At 53.5% G+C, this 11,648-nt stretch carries 9 protein-coding genes; all 9 read left to right on the top strand.

Annotation, left to right across the window (positions count from 1 at the left end; all coding sequences use genetic code 11):
* Positions 1–15: 15 nt before the first annotated feature.
* Complete coding sequence (locus tag IPG22_07755) at positions 16–1,854, top strand: c-type cytochrome (protein MBK6588173.1); 1,839 nt, start codon at positions 16–18, stop codon at positions 1,852–1,854.
* An 18-nt stretch (positions 1,855–1,872) separates the two neighbouring features.
* Positions 1,873–3,303: a cbb3-type cytochrome c oxidase subunit I gene (locus IPG22_07750; protein MBK6588172.1), complete on the top strand. Its 1,431-nt coding sequence runs from the start codon at positions 1,873–1,875 to the stop codon at positions 3,301–3,303.
* Between the two features lie 33 nt (positions 3,304–3,336).
* Entirely contained in the window at positions 3,337–3,906 is a 570-nt protein-coding gene (locus IPG22_07745) for a cbb3-type cytochrome c oxidase subunit II (GenBank protein MBK6588171.1), read from the top strand.
* A 17-nt stretch (positions 3,907–3,923) separates the two neighbouring features.
* The gene (locus IPG22_07740; protein MBK6588170.1) at positions 3,924–4,226 is read left to right on the top strand and encodes a hypothetical protein; all 303 of its coding nucleotides are present in this window, start codon (positions 3,924–3,926) and stop codon (positions 4,224–4,226) included.
* A gap of 9 nt (positions 4,227–4,235) precedes the next feature.
* On the top strand, positions 4,236–6,179 hold the full coding sequence (locus IPG22_07735) for an FAD-dependent oxidoreductase (protein ID MBK6588169.1): 1,944 nt from the start codon (positions 4,236–4,238) through the stop codon (positions 6,177–6,179).
* A gap of 68 nt (positions 6,180–6,247) precedes the next feature.
* The gene (locus IPG22_07730) at positions 6,248–6,973 is read left to right on the top strand and encodes a sulfite exporter TauE/SafE family protein (protein ID MBK6588168.1); all 726 of its coding nucleotides are present in this window, start codon (positions 6,248–6,250) and stop codon (positions 6,971–6,973) included.
* A 17-nt stretch (positions 6,974–6,990) separates the two neighbouring features.
* A complete protein-coding gene (locus tag IPG22_07725) occupies positions 6,991–8,385 on the top strand; it encodes a 4Fe-4S binding protein (protein ID MBK6588167.1) in 1,395 nt (464 codons plus the stop codon).
* The gene (locus IPG22_07720; protein MBK6588166.1) at positions 8,382–8,576 is read left to right on the top strand and encodes a hypothetical protein; all 195 of its coding nucleotides are present in this window, start codon (positions 8,382–8,384) and stop codon (positions 8,574–8,576) included. The genes IPG22_07725 and IPG22_07720 overlap by 4 nt, the downstream gene beginning before the upstream one ends.
* Positions 8,576–11,107, top strand: a complete 2,532-nt coding sequence (locus tag IPG22_07715) for a heavy metal translocating P-type ATPase (GenBank protein ID MBK6588165.1) — start codon at positions 8,576–8,578, stop codon at positions 11,105–11,107. The genes IPG22_07720 and IPG22_07715 overlap by 1 nt, the downstream gene beginning before the upstream one ends.
* Positions 11,108–11,648: the final 541 nt, after the last annotated feature.

Below are 11,648 nucleotides of genomic sequence, written 5' to 3'. Positions count from 1 at the left end.
TCGAGGATTGATGGTATGAAGATGCGTTTATCACTGGCAGTTGCGAGCATTGCGATCCTGGTCGTACATGGACTCGTATTTTATCAGCAGTTTTTCCATAAATGGGAAAACTATCAAACATCATATTTCGATCAGGCACGCACATTGGCAAAAACCGATGCCGAACGTGAGGCGATAGCCGGACGCAGCCCTAAGATCGAGCAGATCATCGTGACCCAATTTGGCAGTGAGCGCGTTGATCGATGTACGACGTGTCACATCGCGTCCGACGATCCGCGGTTCAAGGACTCACCGCACCCCTACAAATCGCATCCTTTCTCTGAGGAACTTGGTGACAAACTCGTGGACGGTAAATGGGAACGCCGGCATAAATTCTCAGATATAGGCTGTACCGTTTGCCACGACGGGCAAGGCCGGGGATTGAAGGAGTTTTTCGCCCACGGCGAAGATGAATTCTGGCCGGAACCGATGCTCGGTTATGTGACCCAGGAAAACTGGCGGGTAGATTTCAAAGACAAGCTCAAAGGCAAAGAGTTCATGCAGGCAAACTGTGCTCAGTGCCACACCGACAAAGATTTCAAAAGCACGCCACTCGTAAACAAGGGCCGCGAGTTGTTCATTCAAAAAAACTGCTACGGCTGTCATCGTATCGAGGGTATCTCAAACGGAACGCTTGGCCCTGACCTATCGGACGTCGGCAAGAAGTGGAAGATCGATTACCTGTGGGAATCAGTCGTTGACCCGCGTGCCAATAGCGCGACATCATTCATGCCGAAATTTAACCTCAATGATGACGAGGTTAGAGCTTTGGTCACGTTCCTCAAGAGCCGTCGGGGCTTTAATTATTCGGAAACCACACTCGACCGCTATCGGGCGACACTCAACAAAGGTCAGGCACCGCCGACACCGTCGACTGCCGCAACCACTTCGAACGTTCCTGTTTCTGGAGATTTGGCCAAGACGGGCGAGCAACTCATAAATGAAAGGGCGTGTGCCGCCTGTCATAAGATCGGTGATAAAGACGGCGGGATCGCACCTGATCTGTCATTCGAAGGGCTGATGAAGGATGAAAAGTGGATCATCGCCCACTTTAAGGATCCGCGTTCGGTTATTCCCGATTCGATAATGCCGACCTTTGCCTTCTCGGACGGTGACTATAAGTCGATGACAGCGTATCTATTGAGCCTTAACAAGGCCCCGACACTGAATAACCCGCAGGAGATCTACCAAAGTCTCTGCATCAGGTGCCACGGCCAAAACGGAGACGGCCACGGTATGATCTCGACCTACCTCGATCCCTATCCGCGTGATTTTACGAACGCCGGGTTTATGAATAGCAAGACAGACGAACGTTTGGCGAACTCGATTAAGAACGGAGTGGCTGGTACATCGATGCCGGCATGGGGGAAAGTTCTGAATGACGAGCAGATAAAAGGTGTGCTCGCATACATCAATCAGAGCTTTACAAAAGATGCTCGCCGCGAAATCAAACCGCGTGATGTGCCTGAACAGAATCCCGTGCCAATGTCGACGGAATCTATAGCTCGCGGTGAACAGGCATATTTGATGCGATGCACCGGTTGCCACGGCCGAAAGGCGGACGGCAAAGGCCCCAATTCGCTCGACATCCTGCCGCGGCCACGCAATTTGCTCAACTCACAGTTTGTAAGTAATGCCACGGATCGGCGGCTGTTCGAGTCCATCCTTTATGGTGTACAGGGAAGCGCTATGCCGCCGTGGATCGATTACGGCCTGACAAAAAATGATGTTGGCGACCTCGTGAACTACATCCGGAGCCTGAACGCAGGCAAAAAAGACGTACTGGCTATGAACTTGTTCGCTACGGGGCACTAGGTTTTGAACGGAGACGATATGCAAAAAGAAGAAACAATTCAAGACGCCGGTGAGATACCGGTCGCGGTATCAGCCGGTAATTTGGAGTCCTCGCATGAGGACACGACAGTGAAGCTGTTCCTAATAAGTTCGATCGCGTATTTCTTCATAGTCGGGATCGTGGCTTTGATCATCGCGGCCAAATTCGTGATGCCGACATTTCTCGGAACGATTCCAGAACTGACATATGGGCGCATGCGGCCGCTACACGTCAACGGCATGCTCTTCGGCTGGCTGCTGGCCTGCGACATGGGACTAATGTATTACATCGTACCGAGGCTTTGCGGCGTAAAGATCTGGAGTGAAAAACTCGGGTTAGCCACAGGTGTTTTATGGAATGTGATCATCCTCGGCGCGGTCGTCTCGTTGGTGATGGGATGGAACCAGGGTTGGGAATACGCCGAGCTTCCCATGCCGCTTGACGTACTTGTCGTAGTTGCCTGGCTGATGTTCGGTGCGAACATCTTCATGACGATCGCGAATCGCAAATACAAAGCGATGTATGTTTCGCTCTGGTATGCGATGGGTACGATCCTTTGGACGGCATTCGTGTATCTGACCGGAAATTTTGCAACGCTCTTTACTACCGGTGTTAACCAGGCAAATCTGAACTGGATGTATGTCCACAACGCGGTCGGTTTGATCTTTACGCCGGTCGGATTGGCGATCGCGTATTACTTCATTCCAAAGTCCTCAAACACACCGCTGTATAATCACAAGCTCTCGATGGTCGGGTTCTGGTCGCTGGCATTTGTCTACGTCTGGACCGGAGCCCATCACATGCTTCATGGGCCGATCTCGCAGTGGCTGCAGACGATCACGATCGTATTTTCCGTGATGCTGTTGGTTCCTGTATGGGCGGCTGTCTATAACTTTTTTGCAACGATGAAGGGGCAATGGCATCAACTCAGGGACAACGTATCTTTGAAGTTCCTGATGTCAGGCGTCGTGTTTTACCTGCTTACCTGCTTCCAGGGACCGATGCACAGCCTCAGAGCGGTAAGTGCGATCGTATCGAAGACCGACTGGATACCCGGACACGCTCATATGGCGGTTTTGGGAGCGTTTTCGTTCTTCGCGATAGCCGGTGCGTATCACATCGTACCGCTCGTTTTTAACACGGAGTTATACTCCAAATCGTTGGCGAACTGGAGCTTCTGGCTGTTCCTGATCGGAGGCCTCGGCTTTTTTGTCACGCTGTGGCTCGGCGGGTTCTGGCAGGGATGGCAGTGGAACAACCCGTCGATCCCATTTATCGACACAGTCATCGCCCTTAAGCCGATCTGGCACACACGGCTCGCTTCGGGCGTGCTGATGTTCGGCGGGATCGTGGCATTCGCATACAACGTGCTCGCAACGATCGTCGGGGCAAAGGGACATACGGTGGAGGCTCAACCCGCGGCAGCCTAACGGCTGGGAGAAGGACCGCATTTGGAGGATTCTATGTTTCAAAAAGCTGATTACAACGCCGTATTTTTTGTCGCCGCCGCACTCGTGATGTTTTTTATCGGCGGGTTGCTTACGACGGTCGCTCCACCGTTGATCGACCAAAGCTGGACTACGCCGTTTGAGAACAACGACACGGGCAATGGGCCGACGGGCAAACTCGTTCAATTAAATGAACAAGAGCAAAAAGGCAGGGCTATCTATATCCGTGAGGGCTGCTGGTATTGTCACACGCAGCAGGTCCGAACGCTGTTGGCCGATACGAAACGTTACGGCTGGCGTGGCGTTGACGCACCGATCTCGACACCCGATGAATTTGTTTATGACAACCCTCATATGTTTGGAACCAAACGGACAGGGCCGGATCTCGCACGCGTCGGCGGCAAATATAATGCTCAGTGGCACAAAGCCCATTTCCGCAATCCTGCCGATCTCGTTCCGGGTTCTATAATGCCGCCGTTCCCGTGGATCGCCAATAATCCTGAGGAACTGGACGCGTTGGTCGCTTATATGCAGACGCTCGGACGAGCAAAAAACTGGCGGCCGGATAACGATTACGAAAAATAGATCTAACGGAGACTGAAATGAACGACGACAAAGAAACAGACGAGATCAAAGAATATGCCGGCGGTTGGATGACAGAGCGTAAGGGAACCCCGATACCGCTATTCCTGAAAATATCGTGGGCCGTGATTCCGCTCGCTATGCTGACTTATCTGATCGTTTATCGTAACGGCGAGACGACCCATGCAGACCGCGGCGTGCTTGTTCAGGCATTTAATAAGGCGACCGGAACGGCAGATTGGTTCATGTATTTCGTCGGAGCTCTGATCTTGATCTATATCATTATTTTGGTTTCGTTCGGATTCAAAAAGCTCCGCAAGTAAAGGATCGTGATGAGTGAAGAAACGCTGCAATTTGAAGCGGTCGACCACAAGGACGCGGACTATTGGATGAAGATGGTCAAGTGTCAGGACGCTTGCCCTGTTCACACCGACGCCTGCGGATATGTGACCGCGATCGCTGAAGGGCGCGATCTTGATGCTTATAAGATCGCCCGGGCGACCAACCCATTCGCGTCGATCTGTGGCCGCGTATGCGGTGCACCGTGCGAGGCAAATTGCCGCCGCGGCTCGCTCGACACACCGATCACCATCCGCGCTTTAAAGCGTTTTGTAAATGAGAAATACGGCCCCGAAACCGGAGATTTCACGCATTATCGCGATGGCTGCAATACAAAGATGTTACCGCCGGAACAAGGCAGCGGCGAACGCATAGCCGTTGTCGGAGCTGGTGTTGCAGGTCTGACCGTTGCGCACGATCTCGTCCAGCTTGGCTACAAAGTGACCGTCTTTGAGGCATACGACGAACCTGGCGGAATGCTCACGGCCGGTGTCCCGATCTACCGGCTGCCGCGAGAACTCGTGAAAGCTGAGATCGAGGCGATCCTTTCGATGGGGGTCGAGCTGAAATGCAATATGCGCCTCGGCCGGGATTTTACGATCGAATCACTCCGCAATGACGGCTATAAAGCGATCTTTCTCGGCATCGGGCTGCAAAAGGGCCGCAAGATACCGCTTGAGGGTTCGGATCTGCCGCAGGTTTTTGACGGGCTCGATTTTTTGCGTGCTTTCAACGACGGCAAGCCGATGGAACTCGGCCGCCGGATCGTTGTCATTGGCGGCGGCAATGTCGCTTTCGACGTCGCCCGTTCTGCGGTTCGACCGATGAAAGTTCCGATGGCGGACGCCGATTCTGATATGGAACGCAGTGAACGGCTTGCCTATGACGTCGCCCGTTCCGCACTTCGTCTGAGCGGCGATAAAGAAGTCCACATCGTCTGCCTAGAAAAACGAAATGAAATGCCGGCCGACGAGATCGAGATCGTGGAGGGCGAAGAAGAAGGCATCCATCTCCACGACGGCCGCGGCCCGCGAATTATCTTGAACGAAGAAGGCTATGTGACTGGCCTCCGGACAGTCAAATGCCTATCGGTTTTTGATGACAACGGCAAATTTAGCCCCGTGTTTGACGAACAAGCGGTCGATGACATCGCGGCCGATACGATCATGTTTGCCATTGGCCAGCAGTCGGATCTGACGTTTCTCGCTCCCGGCGACGGCGTCGATGTTGAGAACGGTTTGATCAAGGTCGACCCCGACACATATCAGACGACCGCACCTGACGTTTTCGCCTGCGGCGACGTCGCTCACGGCCCGCGGCTGTTTATCCACGCCATCGCATCGGCACAGATCGCGGCCCGTTCGATGCACGATTATCTGTGCGGAACGCGAACAGACGTCGTCGTGAAAAAGAGCTGGGAACCCGCCAATTACACGATGGTCGACGGCTGGGATCAGATGCGTCGCGAACTGCCGCCGGCACTCGAAAGCGAACGCCGTGCATCGTCGAACGACATCGTTGAGATCAATTACAGCCCTGCCGAGGCACGCAAACAGGCGGCCCGTTGTCTGCGGTGCAACGTCAATACGATCTTTGACACCTCCATCTGTATCGCCTGCAACGGCTGCGTCGATGTTTGCCCTGAAAACCTGATCAAGCTTGTCGGCCTCAGCCAGGTCCGCTCCGACAGCTATCTGATGCAGATCGCATCGGATTCGCTCGGCATCGAGGAGGACGATCTGAAAGGTTACAGCGACGAAGAGTTATCCGAACTCGGCGGCATAATGCTCAAGGACGAATCGACCTGCATCCGCTGCGCGATGTGTGCCTCGCGGTGCCCGACGCACGCTATATTAATGAAGCGGTTCAACTTTACCCGCGAGTGCGTTACCATCCACGCACCTAACCCGAAGATCAAATATCAGGCTTCGAATTAGCTTTCGGGAAGGTGCGAAATATTTAGCGGTCGAGATCGGAAAAACTGTGGCGAACACGAGTGAACTAAATGAATGCCTGGGAGTTTTACGTAATATTTGCATTGGGTCTTTTCAGCAGCCTGCACTGTGTTTCCATGTGTGGGCCGATCGTACTGTCATACAGCCTACCGCTGGGTCGGCGTAAATTCTCAGAGCAGGCACTAGCTCACATTTTCTATAATATTGGGCGTATTCTAACCTATGCGGTGCTCGGTGCCGCCGCCGGCCTTTTTGGCGGAACCGTTGGTTTCATAGGGCAATTGGCAGGTTTCCAGAATGTCGCGGCGATCGTTGCCGGCGTCATGATGGTCATTGCCGGTCTGCTTATGCTTGACCTGATACCGAGTCGCCGCCTGCAAAAATTCAATCCGCTACTTTACACCTCGCGTTTCTTGCGGCCCCTTGGCAGTCGGTTTTCATCGACATCGGTCGGCAGCAAATTTTCGCTTGGGCTAATGCTCGGTTTTCTGCCATGCGGCTTGATCTATGCGGCCCTGCTTAAGTCAATGGCGACGGGCACAGTGTTTGCAGGTGCATTAACGATGATGGCATTCGGACTTGGCACCGCTGGATCTCTTCTCGCGATCGGTCTGTTCTCGTCGGCTTTCAGCTTTAAGTTCAGCCGTTGGGGAAGTCGGCTCGCTGCGGTCAGTGTTTTGCTTCTCGGCCTGTTCATGATCTCACGCGGCGTGATGCCGCTCGTCATGGCAAAGCCCGATGCACCTGACGCGGTTCCGGAATGCCACACGCATTGACCGGGGAAGGAATCTGTATGAACGGAGCAACCACACCAGAAACCGTTGAGAATAGGATCGGCACTCTGCCGCCACCTGCCGCGACACCGCGTGTCCGGAAAAAGCTGCCGGTCGTAAACAAGGATTTTAAACTCGACAAAAACAACTGGCACCGCCTTCGCCGGGTTATCCATCTCGGGTGTTTCTTGATCTTCGTTTCGCTGCCGTTCTTTAATGTTGTGCGGTTCGACATCCCGCATGAGCGATTTTACTTTGCGGGTTTTGAGCTTTGGATCAATGAATTTGCCATCGTATTTTTCTCGCTGATGTTCCTATTGTTTGTCGTCGCGGCCGCGTCGATGCTTTACGGGCGGATTTACTGCGGATACCTGTGTCCGCAGATGATATTCAGCGAGGCGTCGATAAATCTTGAGAATAAGGTCAAATCGTTTGTCAGCAAGACCTTTGCCAAACAGAGCATGACGGCCCGTAAATGGATAACCCGCGTGGCTGTTTACGCGGTTCTGGGTATCGCCTCGGTCTTTCTGGCGTTCGTTTTTATCGCGTATTTTGTCGAGCCGTGCGACCTTTTCGGGCGGCTTGTTTCGTTGGATATTGTCACCGCCGGCGGCATCGCAGGTGCGGCGGCGACTCTGGTGACGTTTATCGACTTTGCGTTTCTAAGGCAAAAGTTCTGCACGACCGTTTGCCCGTATGGCTATTTGCAGGGCATCCTCGGCGACGACAATACGCTCGTCGTTCAATACCGTGATCCAGAGCAGATCTGCGTCGAATGCAAAAAATGCGTCCATATTTGCCATATGGATATCGACATCCGCACGTCGCCGTTTCAGATCGAATGCATACACTGCGGCGAATGCATCGACGCCTGCAAGTCGATCATGGGCAAATTTGGCAAAGACACCTTGGTTCACTACGCCTGGGGTGAAAAGGGCGAATTGCTGGGCGACAAGCACGTCAAATGGTACCGCCGAATCGGCCTGCGTGACGCCAAACGGCTCGCCGTTCTCGGCATTATTATCGTGTACGCGTCGGCCCTGACGGTTGTCTTTTCGATGCGGCACAACGTGCTCACCCGTGTTATGCCAAACCGGGCAACGCTGTACCGCGTCGGCGATGACGGCCGTGTTTACAACACTTTCCGGATGATCCTGGCAAATCGCGGCAAGACAGACGCCACGGTCTCGCTTGAGATCCAAGGGCTACAGGACCCCGTTATGACCCTGCCGTCAAATACCATCGCGATCAAAGCCGGCGATTCGGTCGAGCAGGAATTTGAGATTTCGGTTCCGGCCAACCGCTCGGCTGACCAGGTCAATCATTTTGACATTGTCAGCACCGTCACGCCTGACGGGACAACGGACACATTTAACGAAACATTTATCATGCCGCTGGAGAACGTAAAGAAATGAAAAAGAAGATCGCTTCATATTTTGGAGAACATCAGGTAGCCATACTTCGGTATATGTTGGGGGCGATATGTGTGCTCTTTATAGGAATATTGATCACCGTCTATTTTGTCGCTAAACAGGCGAACCCCATATTCCTCGACGAAAAGGGTAAACCGGTCCAATCACAGAGCGAGACTCAAAAACAATATTGATGACAAACGGACCACTAACCCAAACATGCGACCTGTGTGGATTGTCCGTCGGCCGCAACCCTTTTACGCAGCCCTTTGCCGGTGTGTCGAAAGCGTTCTGCTGCGTCGGCTGCCTTAATGTATACACCATCCTTACCGAAAGCGGTGTCGTCGCGAGGGGCGAGGACATCCGCGACACCGAGGTTTTTAGACAAAGCCTCGCTCTCGGCCTGATCTCAAACCGGGCAGAGGCCGACGCGGAGATCGTCATCCCTCCCAACGCCCTGACCAAAGAGACGCTCCTGTATGTTTCGGGTATGTGGTGCACGGCGTGCTCGTGGCTGATCGAAAACAGCCTGATGAAAGAACGAGGCGTCGTTTCGGCTGAGGCGTTCTTTGCCTCCGACCTCGTCAAGGTCAAATATTGTCCTCAATACCTGCCGCCCGAACGGATCACAAAACGGATCGAACAGCTCGGGTACAAAGCAAGCGAATTTGATCCAGACAACGAAACCGCCGCCGCCGAAAAGCGTGACATGGTGCTTCGCATCGGTGTCGCGGCTTTTCTCTGGCTAAATATAATGACCCTGAGCGTGCCGCTCTATGTCGGCTATTTTCAAGAGATCAACTCGAGCGTAAAATACCTGTTTCCGTTCATCCTGATGGTGCTGACTGCTCCGGTCATCTTTTACTCGGCAAAACCTATCCTGAAACTCGCCTGGACCGGCCTGCTAAACCGATCGATCCGGATGGAGACTCTTCTCGCCACGGGCATCTTGGCGGCTTATATATATAGCTCTATACAGGCGTTTCGCGGCGAGACACTTGTCTATTTTGATACCGCTGCGGCAATCGTGACGCTAGTCCTGGTCGGCAAACTGATGGAACGCGGTGCCAAGGAGCGGACGACCCGGGCGATCTCCATGCTCTACCGGCTGATGCCAAAAAAGGTGCGCCTTTTTGTCGCCGGCGCCGAACGCTTTGTCGCGATCGACGCACTAAACGAGGGCGACGTCTTTGTCGTAAAGGCAGGCGAACGCATTCCCGCCGACGGCGTCATCACTGAGGGCAAGACCCACACCGACGAATCGCTCCTCACGGGCGAATCAAATCCGATAGGCAAGGACGTTGGCAGTGCCGTCGTCTCAGGCAGTTTAAACGTCAATAACGTGATTCACGTCCGAGCCACAAAAGTGGGCGAGGACACCACTTTGTCAAAGATCATCGGCCTTGTCGAACACGCCATCAGCAGCCGCTCGGATCTCGAACGAACTGTCGATAAGGTTTCGCGAATCTTTGTCCCGAGCGTGATCGTCGTCGCCGCGGTCGCTTTTGCCGTCTGCGTCGGTTTTGGTTTTACGTCCGAAGAAGAAGCGATGATGCGGGCGATCACTATACTTGTCATCGCCTGCCCATGTGCTCTCGGGCTCGCCACGCCACTCGCCATCACGGCCGCGGTCGGTGCGGCGTCACGCAGCGGGATATTGGTCAGCGACAGCAGTGTCCTTGAAACGATCCGCGATGTCGACGTGGTCGTTTTTGACAAGACCGGCACTATCACCGATGGCAAATTCGAACTCGTCGATTTTGCCCTCTCATCTGCAAGTTCTATTCCAAATGCCGCCGTGGTCGGCGTTGGTGCCGCTCATTCCATATCTGTCGGAATTCCGCTAGATGCCCCCGAGATATTTGAGAAGACCTATCTGCCGCTGATCGCCGCACTCGAAAAATACTCCGAGCACCCGCTCGGCAATGCCGCTGTCCGTTACGCCGAAAGCTGTTTTGCCACGCCGGGCGATGTCCACAACGTCGAGATCCACAAGGGGCTCGGCATCTCAGGCGAAGCCGCGGGTCGGCGGGTTTTTGTCGGCAATCATCGCCTCGCCGAAATGGAACAGTGCATCCCCTCGCCCGTTCTCAAAGACACGGCACGCACATGGGAAGAGGCCGGCCGGACCGCCGCATATTTCGGGATAGACGGCGAGGTCAAGGGCTCGCTTGCCTTTGGCGACACCGTCAAGCCTGAGGTCGCCGCCATCGTCGCGGATCTCAAACGCCGCGGCATCCGCTCGATCATCATCTCGGGCGACTCTGAGGCGACGACGCGTTTTGTCGCCGATCAGGTCGGTGCCGACGATTTTCGTGCCGGGGCCCTGCCCTCTGACAAAGCCGCCGCGATCGCCGAATTCCAAGCCGCCGGGTCTGTGGTCGCCATGATCGGTGACGGCATCAATGACGCCCCCGCACTCGCCCAGGCCGATCTCGGCATCGCCATGGGCTCCGGCACCGACATCGCGATGAAGGCCGCCGACATTGTACTCGTCGGCGATTCGTTCAAGAAACTTCCCGCGGTATTTGAACTGTCGAAAAAGGCTTGGGGGATCGTTCGCCAGAACCTCTTCTGGGCATTTTTTTACAACACCATCGGAATGAGTCTCGCCGTCACCGGTGTCCTCAACCCCATCATGGCGGCTGCGGCCATGTTGCTATCCAGCCTCAGCGTCATCGGTAACTCAATGCGTCTGAATCAAAACAGAAATACCTCTGGTTAACTGGCGGATAGGCAACCAAAAAATCACTACGTAAGCGTGAGCAGGCATGAATCGCAGTAACGTTCTACGCCCAATTTGGAACAGCTGAACTTATTTTCATTTGGTTTACTTTGAATAGATTGCTTGAGTTATCTAGAAAGTTATCTATGATCCCCGCGATATACGGTGTTATCATATGTTACAAGCATCGTCCCAAAACCGTTCTAAATACAGGGGCAACAGAAGGTTACTGCCACTTATGAACTTTCGTTTGATACCGTATGTTATCGTATGTTACAAGAAGGCAACGGCTGTTAACCGAAGGGTGTAAGTTCGAGTCTTACCTGCGGAGCCAATCTTTACAACAACTTAGCGGCAGTCCCCAGGACTGCCGTTTTCCTTTTTCCCGTTATCTTTCCCGTTATCCAAAATAACCGATCGTGCGAGTGTCATCATTTAAATATCACTTTGATATTTAAATGATATTTCTTTGACATGTATATGATCGGTTCGAAGGACAAATAGATCCATATTTTCGAGGACTACTAGGTTTAAAATTGTG

The organism is Acidobacteriota bacterium, from assembly GCA_016703965.1.
In the GTDB taxonomy this organism is placed as follows: Bacteria; Acidobacteriota; Blastocatellia; order Pyrinomonadales; family Pyrinomonadaceae; genus OLB17.
The sequence above is the reverse complement of the archived record's forward strand: the minus strand, read 5'-3'. Positions and strand labels throughout refer to the sequence as shown.

What these genes read in the sequence shown, in the direction of transcription:
- IPG22_07740 (MBK6588170.1), top strand. Translation starts at nt 3,924, where the DNA reads ATGAACGACGACAAAGAAACAGACGAGATCAAAGAATATGCCGGCGGT.
- IPG22_07750 (MBK6588172.1), top strand. Translation starts at nt 1,873, where the DNA reads ATGCAAAAAGAAGAAACAATTCAAGACGCCGGTGAGATACCGGTCGCG.
- IPG22_07720 (MBK6588166.1), top strand. Translation starts at nt 8,382, where the DNA reads ATGAAAAAGAAGATCGCTTCATATTTTGGAGAACATCAGGTAGCCATA.
- IPG22_07745 (MBK6588171.1), top strand. Translation starts at nt 3,337, where the DNA reads ATGTTTCAAAAAGCTGATTACAACGCCGTATTTTTTGTCGCCGCCGCA.
- IPG22_07730 (MBK6588168.1), top strand. Translation starts at nt 6,248, where the DNA reads ATGAATGCCTGGGAGTTTTACGTAATATTTGCATTGGGTCTTTTCAGC.
- IPG22_07755 (MBK6588173.1), top strand. Translation starts at nt 16, where the DNA reads ATGAAGATGCGTTTATCACTGGCAGTTGCGAGCATTGCGATCCTGGTC.
- IPG22_07725 (MBK6588167.1), top strand. Translation starts at nt 6,991, where the DNA reads ATGAACGGAGCAACCACACCAGAAACCGTTGAGAATAGGATCGGCACT.
- IPG22_07715 (MBK6588165.1), top strand. Translation starts at nt 8,576, where the DNA reads ATGACAAACGGACCACTAACCCAAACATGCGACCTGTGTGGATTGTCC.
- IPG22_07735 (MBK6588169.1), top strand. Translation starts at nt 4,236, where the DNA reads ATGAGTGAAGAAACGCTGCAATTTGAAGCGGTCGACCACAAGGACGCG.